The sequence below is a fragment of the Mucilaginibacter gilvus genome, assembly GCF_004054195.1.
Lineage (GTDB): Bacteria > Bacteroidota > Bacteroidia > Sphingobacteriales > Sphingobacteriaceae > Mucilaginibacter > Mucilaginibacter gilvus.
The window spans coordinates 39,208-55,516 of the sequence record NZ_SBIW01000011.1 but is presented as its reverse complement, the minus strand read 5'-3'; the positions used below and the strand labels follow the sequence as shown (position 1 = coordinate 55,516).

Genomic DNA, 16,309 nt, shown 5'->3' with positions numbered 1-16,309 from the left:
CTATTTTAATTCTTCCTGGATGGTACCACAGGTTGACATACCTGAACCCATATAGGGGTTTTTGATTTCCTTTGTCTCACTCAGCCAGATGGCACCCTTTTTATCATTATACATAGGGCAGTGATCTACAAACAAAGGTTGTGCTGCGCCGAATAGTTTAACCAGGTCATACATATCCTTGCTTAACATATCAAAATGCTCCCGCTGGTGAGGTAGCTTACCGCCACTCATCCCGATATGCTCTGCCATTTCTTTCGCATCATCAGCGATGTCAGTAAAGGATTTCTTTTGCGTTGGTGTTAATACCGATTGATCAAGTTTTGCAAAACTCGTTAATAGCGCTTTTCCAGTGGTAGCCGCATCCGTGCTATTATCTTTGGTCAGCGCGTTTTTTAGTTGTAAATAGTTTCCCACCATTTCTTTAACAGAAGCAGTAGTTTTGGGATCAACGCCTCCTTTTGCAGTAGTTAATTTAGCATCGGCCGGTGCAGCATTTGTTGAAGCGGCCGTGTCCTTTGTGCTGTTAGCAGCTGATTTATTCGTGTTATTACAGGCGATCATTGAAAATGAAGCCAGGCTGATCAATGAAACAATGATTAGATTTTTCATGGTATGATTATAAATTTATTGACCACCATGTACAAAATGAAAGCACAGGGTGATCGAGTTATAAAGAAATAATTAGTTGACTTATTTGTTCAGGGTTTCGGTAACCTTACCGCAAGTAAGCATTTGGCTGCCGTAGTAAGGGTTTTTGATCGCGTCCTCAGAAGATAACCAATAGCTCTTTTTCATCGGGCAATAAGCATAATAAACAGGCTTATCGGTTAATTTTACAGCTTTAGCCAGTTTAAAAAAGTTAGCTGAAAAATTAGCGAAATGCTCTCGCTGATGGGCGATATCCTTACTCTCGGAAATATGCCTGACATCGAACGCCAACCTTTCTTGTGCGGCCATAAAAGTGGACATATCCGCTGCGGCAAGCGATTTCATATCCACGCCGTTAACCGCTTTTAAAAAATCTCCGGCATGGGTAGCAGCATCGGCACTGTTTGATTTGATCAAAGCATCTTTAATATCGTAATAAGATGCCAATAAAGGTGTAAGCGAGGTTGACTTAGTATCCTGCGCAAAAAGTAGTTGGGTAGAAACAGTTGCCATCAGGACAACCAATAAAAATATCTTTTTCATGATCTGAATTAATTATTAATGTAATAGGAAAATTGGAACATGGCAGAGCCATATAGTTCTGGTGATCTATTAATTAATCAAATCTGAAAGCTTTTTAGCGCGATACGGATAGGATATGTGGGAGGCCGTCGTCGTCCGTCAATCGATACGAATCGATTGGTTTGACTAACCGAAATGGGCTTTAAAAGGAATTGGTGATAAGTACCAATGTAAGTAAAGGGTGCCAGTAAAATAATGTGGCTTGACTGTGGAGTTACCTTGGCTAAAGTATTAAAATTGTTAACTGATCCCTGACAACATGGATCGTTATTAGAGATAGCGGTTTGATTCGATAATGGTTCTCCATGAACCAAAGGCTGGGATAATTTGCGATGTTCATGATGATGTTCGGTAGCTTCATCGCCATTGTGGTGATGATCGGTAACTTCAGCACTTGTATCATGGTGTTCTGTAGTTTCCTCCTGTTCATGAATAGACATACGTATAGCGCAAGCAAACCCGGTAACGGTGTTTAGCATGAATATGAATAATAATAAAAGCGCTTTACTTTTCATCTTCAATACAAAGTTAAACAACAGACCCTTAAATTGTTTTACATAATTTCGTTTTATATTTATATCCTATTGCGACAACTTATTAAACGACTGTACGGGCTATCTTTTGCATGATGGAATGATCATCACCAAATTTACATAAGGCATCACAGTGTTGCCGCAGATCGCTAAAGCATATATACTTCATTTGCATATTTCCTTGCCTGATTGACGGACGCGACAGCTGCATGATCACATCTTTCTCCCGCTGGTCCGGAACCACGAGGTATAAAACCTCTTCTTTGTTGTTCACGCTGCAACTTAGATCTGTCAGCCTTAAAATACCGGAATAGATACTGGTACTCTTTTCCACCTCAAAAGCAGCGATGACTTTAGCCGTTCCCTTTTCAAACCATAGCACATCTATTAATTTAACGGTATTCAATACTTCTTTTTCCAATGCCAGGTCCGGAAAGTCTGCCAGTGAAATAAAAGTAAACTTGTTGCCACTCCATGATTTGGAACGGTCATTTGAAGCCGCGATCACATCATATCCAAGGGAATGGCCGATTTTCAACAAATGGTACTGCATTTCATTATGCAAGTGCTCGTCCTCCGTTTCAACCCGTTTGTCTTTATGCCGCTTTGCAATCAACTTTTCAAGCCTTGTCCGTTCCGTTTCCGAAAGGTATTCATCTTTACCTAACAACAACTTTTGTGTGCCGACCTCGAATAACAAGCCTGCGAATGCACCCGTGTCTAAAGACAATTCATTGCAATGCTTGCGGTTCATATCCATGATAACTTCCCTGATCTTGAGGTATTCGCTCCAACTCCCCAATTTCTTTTTGTCTTTGAAAAGATAATTAAACCCATTGATGATTGCCGTATTAAATGGAGGCATCAAAGTTGGATGTAAAAAATAAAGGATACTGGCCACAGCAGGCCCCAAACCTTTAATCTTTAAAGCATCCAGTTTTTCAATTTCCCTAATGAGCTGTTCTTCATTTTTTGCGTTGATACAGTTCTCTAAAAATTGGCCGAAGGCTATCTTGTTAGTCTGGTTCTCATAAATATCAGGTATCCGTAATTTGGGTTTCCAATAAAAAGGATGCGATGCCCCTTCAAAAACCTGTTTTTGCTCTGTAATACAACTTAAAACAAATTCAAGTGATGTTCCTTTAAAATCGTTCCCAAATCGTTTGGTCTTAATATCATCGATAACTTGTAACACTCCCCTACGGATAGAGCGAAATGCTTTTAACCGTTCTTCGTTATTGATGAACCAGGTGTTATAAACTGATTCCTGATCGTTTTTGTATTGTGTGATGATGGATTGTAAATGTTCACTCATGAATAAAAAATATGTATATCTGCATCAAACAGACTCCTAAATTAGCCAAGTTCAAACAAGCTTTATCAATTTGATCAAAATAAACCAATTCGTATAAAGCCCTATACCATATTGCTCTTTTTTACATCAGAATTAACGGTTACTGGCACCGGTAATAACTGTAGCAAGATATTACAGATAGCGTAGTAATAGAATTATCTGTCATTTGTAGCTCAGTTATAGTTCAATTATCAGATTCCATTGTTATTCGAGAAAGTTAGGAGGAATATCGCCTTGGTTAAACCACTCTTTTATATCTTTTTCAATGATTTTAACTACTTGCTTGACTTCTGCTTCTTCGAAAGTCTTACCGTCGTAATGCCATTCGTGAAAACTTTCATTGAGAAAGTAGACACTACCTGCAAAACACATATACGCGTCCATATCCATATTAGCAGGTGGGGAAATTGCGCCTTTCAAAATTATATGGAATAAGTGAAAAACACCGGTTATACAGATACCCGAACTCTTTTTTGGTTCTGTCTCCGGAACAATCTTAATTGTTCTTTTTGCACCAAACTCATTTTGGATGCTATAAATAATATCCTCTTTCATTGCTGTAAGATTTTTATTGTCTGAAGAAGTGACCCCTACATTAAAATTATATAAGGGCTGTTATAATAAAAAAGTAAGCGACACCCGTTTCTTGAATTAAGAAATTTGGCGCGTTAAAATTGCGGGCGGTTACCATCACTTTTTTCTGAAAAATCCATGATAATATTGATTGCCGTATAAACAACTTATTACTTCGGGTTTATCTTTTAAAAATTCATCGCAAGCCATTTTAACTCCGGGATGGGCATCAAAACCGGCTTCATTAACGGCTTCATCATAATAATCCATTAAAATGCAAACTGCACCTTTTTGCATTCTGGGATATACTGCTTCAAGGCAATAGGTTATAACGCTTTTATGTTGCTGCGGATCGCCACCAAAACCACAGTCAATATGTACAAATGAAATCTGTGATGGTAACTGGCCGGGTATCGTATCCTCGAATAACCCTTTGTGTAAAATCGGCAGTGACAGTCCTGCACTTTTAAAGTTCTGAATAAGTTGTTCTTCTACGCTTCCTTTTATGGTGTATTTCGATTCGAAAGTGTCATAAAGGTGAAGCGCTTTACCGGATTGATTTTGTTCAAGTACCTTTTGGAACAACATGGCGCATTGCCCTGTAAAAGTGCCGAGTTCTATGACATCCCCTGTTATTTCAGCGCTCAACACGTTGTCTAATAGATGATAATAGTTAATTCGCTGTTCAATGGTGTTCATATCAACGATGGTGTCAACAGGACTTACCGTGTAACCGGTTTTCATATATCTAAGTACTTTATTGGCGAAAGCTATAAGTGATGACTTTCCTTTTAATTTTCCAAAAGGTGGACGAGTAATAAAATAGTTGCTCATGTAATGTGAGATTAGGATAAACTTTATACTTGATTTATATGCAAAGTATTATCTTACAGACATTTAAATAATTTGATATAACTATGTCCAGATCAGATGGCGGAGCTATATAGCATCGCTAATCCGATTGAACATCCATATTCAAAATTGGCTAATAGAATAATACGGGAAATGGTGATATTAGAAATGCATCGCATGAGCGATATGGGAATAGCATTCCAGGGCCGCAGATTTGCAGCAAATTAAATCAGATAAGAAGAGTCCTATTGGAAATATAAAGAGGGCTGCTGCGTGGGAAAGGTGGCCCGGTGGATCTTGGCCAACTAACGTTGGCGGTGATCTTTAAGGGTATATAGGAAAAGCCCTCCGTATGAAAAAGAACAATGGCTAAAGCTGTTGGTGAAAAAATAAAATGGGTGGTAATTTTTGCGTTTTCCTTCACTACATAGGTGCCATGATGATAGCAGCAGTTACAATCACCTGTCGCGCAGTCTTCATCACTTTCACTTTCGTTGTGCGGATGGTCCTTACCTGTAACATGAGCTTCCTGCTTATTTTCCAGTTGGGTTGCAAGGTAATCGGTGGTGCAATGAAGCAGACAAGCGTATCCACCTGTTGAAAGCAACAAGTAAAATGATGTCATGATTAAGGCACAAATTCTCTTCATGTAAGCACGCTGACTAAAGATCTAACGATAATATATATTTATCAAAACATATTGCGGATGATCGGGATAATCAAAAAACAATTGATGGTATAAAAACAATGTTCAACGGTGGCTGTCGAACAATGTTACTTCATCCTGGCTAAAATTGCTTTCATCTCGGCGATCTCTTTCTCCTGGGTTTTAATAATACCATCTGCGAGCTTTCTGACTTCCGGATCTTTGATATTGGCATTTTTGCTGGTCATTATAGCGATAGAATGGTGCGGGATCATTCCCTTCATGTACTGCACATCGCTCACCAGCGTTTGCGTTCTGACGCCGACAAGTGAAAGAATGAAAACTACCATACTTGATAAAATAATGACCAAATTTAGTTTTCGATTTTTATACATCATGCGCATCATCGCTAACATTAACAATGCCATTGACGCTACCATCATTAACGTCATGTAAAGTCGTGTCATGCTTAAATAAATATGATCGGCTTGGTCAACATTTAAAAACATCACGCCATACATGATGATAAACGACAAGGCCAGCATCCATACAAATGTTTTGTAATTTCCCTTTTCCATGGTTAAAGCTTTATTATTAGACCTGAAGCCTAATGCGTTTGTTTCCGTGTAGCTTAAATTTTGTCAATCGCTTTTCTGTTCATTTTTTCAGAAGCCTTGAACTGACTGGGTGTTAAACCAGTTGTAGCCTTGAACTGGGCGGATAGATGCGCACTGCTGCTGTAACCCATTTTCCAGGTGATCTCGTTTAAATTTAACTGTCCATATTCCAGCAGTTCTTTAACTTTTTCTATCTTTTGCTGGATAATGAATTTTTCAATCGTTGTGTCTTCCGCATCAGAGAACATCCGGCTGAGGTAAGCATAGTCCTTATTAAGGCCGTCCGATATATACTGCGAAAAATTCAAATGGGAATCGGCCAGGTCGCTATGGTGTACTTTTTCAATGACCAGGCTTTTAATACGTTCCACCATTTGATCCTTCTCATTGTCCAGTAATTCAAAGCCTAACAATTTAAGCTGCGATGCGATCAGGCTCAATTGGTCAGCGTCCGGTTCGGGCTGAACAGTAGCGGCACCTAAGTTAACCTCGCCAACGTCCAGCCCAATATTTTGTAGCTGTTGCCTGACCACCATAATGCAGCGGTCACAAACCATATTTTTGATGTGCAGTATCATCTGTTTATTTAAACAATATTACGATTAAATTTTTTCAGCATGATATCCTTTGATCTTTAAAGCGCCGATCACCTCATCTGATGTTAGTCCGTCACTGGATTCAACAGTTAGTATCTTGTCCGGGTTAGCAGTATCTACGTTCCATTTAGCTACGCCATCAAGTGTATCTAAGGTTGTTGTAACCGCTGCGATACATCCGCCACATTTGATATTGGTTTTGAATTTTAAAGTTTCCATGTTTATGATTTATTGTTTGTTTATAAATTAATTGAGTTTTGCCCATTTTAGCCGCAAGCTGTTGCTCACCACCGAAACAGAACTTAACGCCATTGCCGCGCCTGCGATCATCGGGTTTAATAGAAAGCCGTTCACCGGATATAAGATACCCGCTGCAAGCGGAATGCCTACGAGGTTATAGATAAAGGCCCAGAACAAGTTTTGCCGGATGGTTTGTACCGTAAGCCTGGACAACCGCAGTGCTTTTGGCACCTTTAGCAGGTCGGAAGACACTAAAGTTATTCCGGCCACATCCATGGCGATATCAGAGCCTCTTCCCATCGCGATAGAAACGTCCGCCTGTGCCAGCGCCTGACTGTCATTGATGCCATCACCGATCATAGCAACGGTTTTTCCCTGTGCCTGCAAAGCTTTGACAAAGTCGGCTTTCCCGGATGGTAAAACATCTGCCTGGTAATGGTCAATGCCTGCTTCTTTAGCAACAGCCGCAGCCGTAACCTGGTTATCCCCGGTTAGCATATAAACCGCAATGCCCTGATCTTTCAAGGCTGACACCGCTTTGGCAGAACCCGTTTTGATTTGGTCTGCGATAGCCGCAATAGCCAGTACCTGCCTGTCATCGCCAAAGTATATCACCGTCTTTGCCTGTGACAACATGCCTTCGATGCGTGATTGCAAATCAGCCGGGATAATCATTCCGCTTTCTTCAACCAGCTTATGACTGCCTGCCTGGTAGTTCCTGCCCTGATATTGTGCTTTAACGCCCCGGCCGGTTAGGCTTTCAAAGCCGGTGATCTGTACGGAGCTGCGTTGTTCTATTTGCAGATATTCGACAATGGCACCCGCTAAAGGGTGTTCAGATTGCTTTTCTATTTCCCTGAATATGTACTTGTTGCTTTCGATCTCTGTCAGCTTACTCGTCCAGATCAGGTCTGTCACTACCGGATTTCCTTCGGTGAGTGTGCCCGTTTTGTCCAGGATAATCGCATTTACTTTATGCCCTTGTTCCAGTGCTTCTGCATCTTTAATCAGGATACCGTTTTCAGCACCCTTGCCGATACCTACCATCAGCGCCGTCGGCGTAGCCAGTCCTAACGCGCATGGGCAAGCAATCACCAGCACCGTAACCATTGCCAGTAAGCCTTGTGTAAAAGCATATTGACCGCCAAAAAAGAGCCAGATCACTAAAGTTACCAGCGCAATTCCGATCACAATGGGCACAAATATACCGGCTATTTTATCCACCAATTTTTGCACCGGTGCTTTGGAGCCTTGCGCATCCTGCACCAATTGAATGATCTGCGCCAATAGCGTTGCACCACCTACTTTTTCAGCAGTAAAATGAAAACTGCCTTTTTGATTGATCGTACCCGCAAATACCCGATCCCCGGCTTTCTTTTCAACCGCAACGGGTTCTCCCGAGATCATGCTTTCGTCTACAAACGAATGGCCATCGTAAAGCAACCCATCCACGGGTATCTTTTCACCTGACCGTACCAAGATTTGATCACCGATCTGAACGTCAGCAATAAGGGTTTCTTTCTCACCGTTAAGTGTGATCAAAAGGACGGTTTTAGGCTGTAGCCCGATCAGCTTCCTGATAGCAGAGGAAGTATTGGATTTTGCCCGTTCTTCTAATAATTTGCCGAGCAGAATAAAGACAATCACGACGGCTGCCGCTTCATAGTAAACATGCGGGTGCAGTCCTCGGCTATGCCAGAATTGAGGGTACAGGGTGTTGAAAACACTAAATAAAAAAGCGATCCCCGTAGAGAGTGCCACAAGGGTATCCATATTTGCCCTGCCGTGGCGCGCCTGCTTCCAGGCTCCGACAAAGAAGTTCCGGCCAAAAAGAAATAATACCGGGGCAGTTAAGGCGAGCATGATATAGTTGGCATACGGCAGGTCCATGAAGAACATACCGATCATGACTACCGGAATGGTCAGCATAGCTGACCAGGTCAATTTAGTTTTTAATTGCTGATAATGGTTTTGCTGCACTTCTTCCTGCAAAGCTTTACCGTTGTCGGTATCTAAAATAAGGTCGTAGCCTATAGACTGAACCGCTTTTTGAAAGTCGGAAGGCTTTATGATCTGGGGATGAAAAGCTACTTTAACAGACTGGCTGGCATAGTTCACTTCGGCCTTATCAACGCCTTGTTGTGCGCTGATCATCGATTCAACGCTTGCTGAACAGCCGGCACAGGTCATGCCGGTAACCGGGAAAGTAAGCGTTTGTGTATCTGGTTGCATGATTTATTTTTTACAATACAAATTTACGCCATGAACACAGCCCTGCTTTACAGGATTCTGTTTAAGATTTATAGAATACCGTTATTTCAAGAAGATTTAAGGCAAATTTCCTTATTATTGAATATTGGTTTATAGTATCAACTAATGTCTAAACACATTATTTAATCGAAGCATATGGACAATTATTTCCTCGTTAAAAAACCTTACGCTGTAAAAGAAAAGAAGCGCTCCGCTTTAATTGAGTTTGTAAATAAGGGATTGCGGTTTATGCAAACCGGTTATCAGGTAAAGCAGCTGGATACCAACATTGACATGAACACGGCTGAGCAAAGGATCAATTATTACCATTTACTGGATTCGGTGATTTTTAACGGAGTGTCCGGCGATGTTGTTGAATTAGGCTGTTTTACCGGCCAATGCGCACTGATTTTTGAAAAGGTGATCGAACTGAATGCCTCTGATAAACAATTGCATCTTTACGACAGCTTTTTCGCATCGTTTAAAGTTAAAGGGAGTGTTGAAGAAGAACTGAAAGCCAATTTTAATAAGGCCAAATTAAAACAGCCTATTGTGCATAAGGGGGACTTTGGAACGACCCTGCCAAATGAGCTGCCCAAAGAAATTGCCTTTGTGCATATCGACTGTGGGTTTGGCGGCGATAAACTTGAACATAAGGCGGTAATGCTGCATTGCTTTGAAAGTATCTATCCCCGGATGTCAAAAAATTCGATCTGTATCATGATGGACTATTTTGATTCGGCAACCGGTGTGGAAGGCCTTGATATTAACCCTGGCGTAAAGTTAGCCTACGATGAATTTTTTGCCGATAAGCCGGAGAAGATCGTTTGCCTTTGGGGAAATCAATATAATCATGCTTACTTCCGTAAGGTTTAATCCATTCATTACATCCGGCGGCATTTGATTTGGTTGTTTTGTTCCCAAACGAAAAGGCTGACGGCCGAGTTAACAGGCACAGCTTTTAGGTATCCGCCTGTTCCGACCATCCTTGGTGTTTTTTGAGGGAACTCGATCATATTCAGGGTGTCGCTGTTCTGGTAAGTGATCAGCGGATTTGTTCTACTGCCTGAAATACTACAGGTTCTTCCTTTGGCCAGATAGGTTTCCGGTTTATTCGGGGTAGCATAATAGATGTTCCCCTTTCGCTGCCATACCGTCTGCACCGCGTTGGCCGGGGTGATACGCAAGCCCCCGCCATCCATTGGGCAGCCGTTCAGTTTCCAGGTATCCAATCCCATCTTTTGGGCTGCTGAAAACGTTTGCCCCATGTTGGCTGAGCGTGTTACATACAGATCCCGCAAACCACTCAGCCAGTTCCGGAACATGATAGCGACTGAAGGGCCCTGTACCGCTATGCTGGGTTTACAGCACTCACAAACATGCTGATCGGGTGAGTGATATACCATCACATTTTTAGACCAGTTAACAGTTTTCCCCGACAAGGATGCAAAATAGATCTGGTTTTGTTTGCCGGTCCGAATGTCAAGCCATGCAGCATAAAAATGATCCTGGCTGTCAGCAGCAATGCTCATCAGTCCTTCAGGTGCTGATCCGGAACGGTCATTAATTACACCCATTTTTTTCCATTGATCTGTTCCATGGTTCAGTCGAAACCAGTGTATTGCTCCGCTTTTATCTATTGCCGAGATTACAGAATAGTTTTTTGAACTGGCTAATTGCGGCCCCCGGGACATGCCGAGGTGCATCTCCGGAACTTTGGCCACAAGGACGGGTTGACCGAAATGTAATCCATGATCCCTGGATGTAGCGCAAAATATTTGCTCACCTGATCCAAATACAACTCTTATCGTTCCTTTATTGTCCACGCTGACCTGAGGTTGCTGTCCCTCTCCGATTGAATTCAAGTCATCCGACAGCGAACTTAAGGTAAGTATCATCATGAACGATAAAAGAAAGAGGGCCATTTTTCTCATTGTATGAAAATATAAGTTTTGGAAAGTTACAATATTAAACTTAAACGATTATACGCAGATAGAAATACGCCAGGCAAAGATAATCAGGAGTTTACTTTAATTGAAACAGGAATTTATTAGCTCGCATTATAATAAAAGATAAATAGATCAATTATCAGTGTTTAAAATGATAAGATATTGAAGCTACGCAAGGCCGCGGCCAGCTAATTAGGACTACACGCGTAAATGGGTTGCGGAAAAAGTAGTGTTCCTATTGCGCAACAAACAAAAGCATTTAAAGACTAATGATTTTTTTTGCTCTTTTAGTAAATAACAAAGCAATTCCTAAAAGGAAGAATGAGACGACCCCACCATATAAAAAATCCTTGCCCGGATAATGGCTGCCCATAAAGCCCGCTATAGGATAAGCGACGGCCCACCAAAGGTGCGAAAAGGCAAAGTGCGATCCATAAACCTTGCCCTGTTCATTTTCGGCAATATTTTCACCGATCAGGGTTTCTGACGGCATTTCAGTCAGGCTTTGTCCTAATCCGGCAAAGAGCCATAATACCAGCATTAACGGGTACCCAACGAAATTGGTGATAGATATGGTGATCGCCAACACCGTCGCGCCAATGATCAATGATAACCTGCGTGATTTGGTTTTATCTAAACTGCCGGCCACAAATGCTGCTATACTGGCACCGATCCCAAATGCCGCCATCACCCAGCCGTAATGCTTATCGTCTAAATGTAAGCCGCTCTTAATATGTCCTACGGTATTCACCAATATTTGTGCTCCCGCAATCGCGGAAACAAATTCTATGAGCAATGCAAAGCGGATCAGCGGATTTTTAAATAATAGCCGTATCCCTTTGATCGCGTCATGCCAGGCGGTGAATGCCTTTTCATTTTTCTTTATGGCGTGTTGTAATTTGGCTGCCGGAAGCATCAATATCAGAATAGCGGCGATAACGAACGAAACTGCATCAATAAAAAAGATATCTCTTGCGCCAAACCACACCGCAAGTATCCCCGCTAAACCGGGCCCCAATACGCCTAAGATCTGAAACGTTGCTGTAGACAAGCCTACTGCCTGCCTGTAATTAGCATGATCTACCACTTGCGGTATAACTGCGCGATAGGTAGGCGTAAAAAAGGCATTAAATATGTTAAGTAAAAAAACGAGCACATAGATCTGCCACTCCTGATCGACAAAAGGCAAACACGCAACAATCGCCATTCGGATAAAGTGAGTCACGTATAGAATAATTTTTCGACTCATGCGGTCAGCCAAAACGCCCGCGAAGGGCGAAAAGATAATAAAGGCAGTAACCCGCAGGGTTAGCGCTGTCGCTAAAATAACAGCTGATCTTTCTTTACCAAACTGATAGGATAATAAAGCCAGTCCAACCCAGGTAAAAGCGTCACCCAGTAAACTAATGGATTCAGCAAAGTATAATAGTGAAAATATCCGATTTTTTAAGACCTGAAAAGATTCTTTTAGCGCGTTTAGCAATGACCTGGACCTAACTGCTTTATTCATTATTTTACCTGGGATCTTTTGGATAAAGGCAGCCGGATTTATATCAGCTTCCTGCTAACGGATAACCTTTACCGATCCAATTGGTTTGCAGGTTAACGGGAAGGTTTAACAACTTAACACTGGTAAACCCCATTTTCTTTAACTCCTGGAAAGCCGGCCTGATGTTAGGGCATTTAGAAAAAGGGCAGCAACCGCAATAAATAACGATCCCTGTATTTTTAGGCAGCGTGGCCACCATACTTTTTAACGCTTTCAGATTTTCTGATTTACCAGCCGCACCAATATGTTTAGCTCCTTTAATATCTTCAACCGCACCTATATTTATTATTAACGGAAGGGTAACCGTGTTTGCTTTGATACTGGCAGCAAGTGCAGCAGGCTCTATTAGTTCACTGTCTGTCCAGGGATAATTATTCAGAACGGCAGGTAAAGCTCCCGGGGATGTCTGCGCTTTAGCTGTTGACACCCATAGCGCTGCTATGATAAGACAAAAAAGTGTTAGGCGTATTTTATTTTTCATTTAGGTGAAATTATGATGACCTTTATTACCGAGATCGGATTTTATTCATGAAAGATAATCAAAAAGCACACTGGGATAATGTTTATTCCAATAAAACTTCTGAAGAGGTAAGCTGGACACAGGCAGTGCCCCAAACATCTTTGGATTTTATTCACGGGTTTAAGCTATCTAAAAGTTCGAGTATCATTGATATTGGTGGGGGCGATAGTAAACTGGTAGATTTCCTTTTACAGGAGGGTTTTCAGAATATTACTGTTTTGGATATCTCCGAAGCCGCGATCAACAAAGCAAAAGCCAGGCTTGGCGAACAAAGCAAATTGGTTAGGTGGGTAGTTTCTGATATTACCGAATTCAAAACAGACGAACATTTTGACCTGTGGCACGACCGTGCCACTTTCCATTTCCTGACCCGGGAAAGCCAGGTAGCAACTTACCTGAAAATAGCAGGCAATTCAATCAGTAGCTATATGGTTGTAGGTACATTTTCAGAAAACGGGCCGGAAAAATGCAGTGGCCTGCCCATAAAACAATATACAGAAGATCAATTAAGATCCCGGCTACAAAAAGACTTTGAAAAGATCAGATGTATTAATGAAGATCATATCACGCCTTTTCAAACCAAACAAAACTTCCTCTTCTGCAGCTTTAAAAAGCAAGGTGTCAATTAACAAATTTAGACCACTGTTATTAATGTCCGGTTGTTTAGAGGCTCCAACCAACCGATAGGCTCCAAATTATGCTCTATGCTTTTTAGTTCCGCCTCAAACGCCGCAGCACCCTCCTCCGCAACGGCTACCAGCAGGCCGCCGCTTGTTTGCGGATCAGCCAGGATATATTTCTGTTCTTCGGTCAACTGCCCAATTTTGCTTCCATAGCTTTTCCAGTTACGCTCAGTACCGCCCGGAAAGCATTTTTGTTCTAAGTAGCCCGCTAACGATGGGATCACCGGGACTTTATTAAACTCAATGATCGCCGCTAAACCACTGCCCTCGCACATTTCTGAAAGATGGCCTAATAAACCAAAGCCGGTAACGTCAGTCATGGCTTTTACATGATCCATTCGGCCAAATACTTCGCCCAACTTGTTTAAAGTGGTCATGCTCCTTAATGCAATCGCTGCATCTTCCGGTAACAGCACACCCCGCTTTTGAGCAGTTGATAAGATGCCTACACCCAAAGCTTTTGTGAGGTATAACCGGCAACCCGCAGTGGCTGTTGAATTTTGTTTAAGCTGTGAAATATTCACTATACCATTAACCGCTAAACCAAATACCGGCTCGGGGCAATCAATACTATGGCCCCCTGCTAATGTTATACCTGCTTCGGCGCAAATAGCGCGGGAGCCCTCCAATACTTTTTGAGCGACTTCCGGCAGCAGTTTATCAATCGGCCAGCCCAAAATAGCAATGGCTAATACCGGTTTACCGCCCATAGCATAAACATCGCTGATCGCGTTAGCAGAAGCGATACGCCCGAAGTCATAGGCATCATCCACTATCGGCATAAAAAAGTCTGTCGTAGAGATTAAGGCCGTACCGTTACCCAGATCTAAAACCGCTGCGTCGTCTCTTTTATCATTACCAACCAACAACCTCGTATCCGGAATTGCAGCGATAGGGCTGTGCAGTATCTTGTCGAGAATTGCGGGGCTGATCTTACAGCCGCAACCTGCACCGTGTGAATATTGAGTAAGTTTTATGGTTTGATTATCCATTAGTAATATGCGTATTGACTGTAAAATTTAATAGGTGATAGGCCTGGTTAGCGATAGCGGAATCGTTTAATTCTAATGAAAAGACCTTCTCCGGGTTTCGCTTATTTAAACCGGTACGATAGGTTTTATCATAATAAACCAGCACTATCTTCACAAAATCTCTCATGCGGCCTTCCATAATGGCTTCAATAGCGTATTTGGTTTGTTCGGGGCCAAGCCGTTTTCGGATATGTTCGGTAGATTCCATCAGGAAGTTTTTATCTAAAGACCCGTATTCAGCAGCCAAACTGTTAACACGCAGCTGCAAATTAACCTTTATATCAATCATCGGAGCACCCCGCATTTGGTGCCAGAATGAATTGGGTATAGAACGTTTGCCTATGGTTAAGCTTTCATCTTCTACCCAAATTCTTTGATGATTATCCAATCCTTTTAGCTTATCGGCCAGGTTGTTTTCAAATTGTTCCTGTGTTGGCTGCACCATTTTATTCATGCTGCCATAGGATGAACCCTGATGCTGTGCCAGATCTTCCAGGTCTATCACTTGTTCGCCCATTGCTTTGAGCTGTTGCAATAGCTTTGTTTTACCTGAACCGGTCATCCCACCCAGAATTTGAAGCTGATAGGTTTTCTCAAATTGCTGATGCACCCAGCCGCGATATTTTTTGTAGCCACCTTGTATCAGATAGACATCGAAGCCGTAGAGATCAAGCGCCCAGGCCATTGCCCCGCTGCGCATACCGCCGCGCCAGCAATGGACTCCTATCTTTTTGTCCGGTGCAATAATCAAAGCCTCTTTAATAAAGCCCGACCATTTAGAACCCGTGAGATCAAAGCCTAAAAGGATAGCTTCTTCACGGCCGACTTGCTTGTAGGTCGTACCTACGCTGACCCTTTCTTCATTACTGAACAGCGGAAGGTTGAATGCGCCCGGCACATGCCCGTGTTCAAATTCAGCCGGTGTGCGTACATCAACCAAAGGGACGATGTTACGGAGAAGCAGGAAATCATTAACTAAAATCGGCTTGGTCATTCAAAGCAAAGATACGTTACAAATCAAATAACGGAGGCGGCTAACTAAGGAAAGCAACTAACGCTTATATTTTTCATTTTTATAGCTGTTTTTAGTGCAAATGATTATCTATTGGTTCCCCTTTAATCCGTCCGTTAACTTAGCCTGTATGAGGCAGCCCGCTATGTCTTGTTTTGAGTATTTAAGGGGCCGGGCTGATCCGCTGTATCTTCAGTAGAAGGATGCGGCTGCCATCCCTGCTGCATCTACCCACGCCCTCTCATCAGGCTCCTCCATTTGCCTTGCTGCATTCCTTCGCCAGATTCCGGGCCGCACAGCAAGAGCCTGCCTGCCGTATGCCCCGCCCGCTTTCCCGAATAAGACCGTACGCTCCGCTTAACCTGGCTTATTCCTCCCGCTCATCCGGCAGGCAGGCACTTGCTACCCCCTGGAATAAATTGCTCCGGTTTTATTTTGACATGGATTTATTTGCCTTGATAAACCAGGGAGGTGATGCGGGGCATTTGTTGATTTAATTTTTACGCGAACGGGTAAAAAGCGCAGCTAAATTGTTGACCGTTTTCTTTTTTGGAGGATGCCAAAAGCTTACGGCATAATGAATAAGCTCGTACCTCACCTATTCAGCCTCCGGCACTTATTCCGTTTCCTTTTGTCTTGCTGCGGTCAACATGTGCGGCTTTCTTTTTCCCCTT

The 16,309-nt window shown here is 42.4% G+C and carries 18 protein-coding genes; 2 read left to right on the top strand and 16 right to left on the bottom strand.

Annotated elements, in window-relative coordinates:
* The 11 genes from EPL05_RS19640 to EPL05_RS19590 form a co-directional block, all read right to left on the bottom strand.
* Positions 1-609, bottom strand: a complete 609-nt coding sequence (locus tag EPL05_RS19640) for a DUF3347 domain-containing protein (RefSeq protein WP_128535705.1) — start codon at positions 607-609, stop codon at positions 1-3.
* An 81-nt stretch (positions 610-690) separates the two neighbouring features.
* Positions 691-1,191: a DUF3347 domain-containing protein gene (locus EPL05_RS19635; protein WP_128535704.1), complete on the bottom strand. Its 501-nt coding sequence runs from the start codon at positions 1,189-1,191 to the stop codon at positions 691-693.
* A 77-nt stretch (positions 1,192-1,268) separates the two neighbouring features.
* Positions 1,269-1,745, bottom strand: a complete 477-nt coding sequence (locus EPL05_RS19630) for a hypothetical protein (protein ID WP_128535703.1) — start codon at positions 1,743-1,745, stop codon at positions 1,269-1,271.
* Positions 1,746-1,827: 82 nt separating this feature from the next.
* Entirely contained in the window at positions 1,828-3,078 is a 1,251-nt protein-coding gene (locus EPL05_RS19625; protein WP_128535702.1) for a hypothetical protein, read from the bottom strand.
* A gap of 243 nt (positions 3,079-3,321) precedes the next feature.
* Positions 3,322-3,672, bottom strand: coding sequence for a hypothetical protein (locus EPL05_RS19620; protein ID WP_128535701.1), 351 nt, complete (start codon positions 3,670-3,672; stop codon positions 3,322-3,324).
* Between the two features lie 135 nt (positions 3,673-3,807).
* Complete coding sequence (locus EPL05_RS19615) at positions 3,808-4,524, bottom strand: TylF/MycF/NovP-related O-methyltransferase (protein WP_128535700.1); 717 nt, start codon at positions 4,522-4,524, stop codon at positions 3,808-3,810.
* Positions 4,525-4,771: 247 nt separating this feature from the next.
* Positions 4,772-5,167 carry a hypothetical protein gene (locus EPL05_RS19610; RefSeq protein ID WP_128535699.1) on the bottom strand — a complete coding sequence of 132 codons (396 nt, stop codon included), beginning with the start codon at positions 5,165-5,167 and terminating at the stop codon, positions 4,772-4,774.
* 149 nt (positions 5,168-5,316) lie between these two features.
* On the bottom strand, positions 5,317-5,766 hold the full coding sequence (locus EPL05_RS19605; protein ID WP_128535698.1) for a DUF305 domain-containing protein: 450 nt from the start codon (positions 5,764-5,766) through the stop codon (positions 5,317-5,319).
* A gap of 53 nt (positions 5,767-5,819) precedes the next feature.
* A complete protein-coding gene (locus EPL05_RS19600; protein ID WP_128535697.1) occupies positions 5,820-6,383 on the bottom strand; it encodes a helix-turn-helix domain-containing protein in 564 nt (187 codons plus the stop codon).
* Positions 6,384-6,407: 24 nt separating this feature from the next.
* A complete protein-coding gene (locus EPL05_RS19595) occupies positions 6,408-6,620 on the bottom strand; it encodes a heavy-metal-associated domain-containing protein (RefSeq protein ID WP_128535696.1) in 213 nt (70 codons plus the stop codon).
* Between the two features lie 27 nt (positions 6,621-6,647).
* Complete coding sequence (locus EPL05_RS19590) at positions 6,648-8,873, bottom strand: heavy metal translocating P-type ATPase (protein ID WP_128535695.1); 2,226 nt, start codon at positions 8,871-8,873, stop codon at positions 6,648-6,650.
* 174 nt (positions 8,874-9,047) lie between these two features.
* Here EPL05_RS19590 and EPL05_RS19585 point away from each other — a divergent pair, with 174 nt between their 5' ends.
* A complete protein-coding gene (locus EPL05_RS19585) occupies positions 9,048-9,767 on the top strand; it encodes a TylF/MycF/NovP-related O-methyltransferase (RefSeq protein WP_128535694.1) in 720 nt (239 codons plus the stop codon).
* Between the two features lie 8 nt (positions 9,768-9,775).
* Here EPL05_RS19585 and EPL05_RS19580 read toward each other — a convergent pair whose 3' ends face one another.
* The 3 genes from EPL05_RS19580 to EPL05_RS19570 form a co-directional block, all read right to left on the bottom strand.
* Complete coding sequence (locus tag EPL05_RS19580; RefSeq protein WP_128535693.1) at positions 9,776-10,825, bottom strand: hypothetical protein; 1,050 nt, start codon at positions 10,823-10,825, stop codon at positions 9,776-9,778.
* A gap of 274 nt (positions 10,826-11,099) precedes the next feature.
* Entirely contained in the window at positions 11,100-12,350 is a 1,251-nt protein-coding gene (locus EPL05_RS19575) for an MFS transporter (RefSeq protein WP_128535692.1), read from the bottom strand.
* Between the two features lie 43 nt (positions 12,351-12,393).
* Complete coding sequence (locus EPL05_RS19570; protein ID WP_128535691.1) at positions 12,394-12,870, bottom strand: rhodanese-like domain-containing protein; 477 nt, start codon at positions 12,868-12,870, stop codon at positions 12,394-12,396.
* Positions 12,871-12,917: 47 nt separating this feature from the next.
* Here EPL05_RS19570 and EPL05_RS19565 point away from each other — a divergent pair, with 47 nt between their 5' ends.
* Positions 12,918-13,538: a class I SAM-dependent methyltransferase gene (locus tag EPL05_RS19565; RefSeq protein ID WP_128535690.1), complete on the top strand. Its 621-nt coding sequence runs from the start codon at positions 12,918-12,920 to the stop codon at positions 13,536-13,538.
* A gap of 5 nt (positions 13,539-13,543) precedes the next feature.
* Here EPL05_RS19565 and selD read toward each other — a convergent pair whose 3' ends face one another.
* Both selD and mnmH read right to left on the bottom strand, forming a co-directional pair.
* Entirely contained in the window at positions 13,544-14,584 is a 1,041-nt protein-coding gene (selD, locus tag EPL05_RS19560; RefSeq protein WP_128535689.1) for a selenide, water dikinase SelD, read from the bottom strand.
* Positions 14,577-15,617: a tRNA 2-selenouridine(34) synthase MnmH gene (mnmH, locus tag EPL05_RS19555; protein ID WP_128535688.1), complete on the bottom strand. Its 1,041-nt coding sequence runs from the start codon at positions 15,615-15,617 to the stop codon at positions 14,577-14,579. The genes selD and mnmH overlap by 8 nt, the downstream gene beginning before the upstream one ends.
* Between the last annotated feature and the right edge of the window lie 692 nt (positions 15,618-16,309).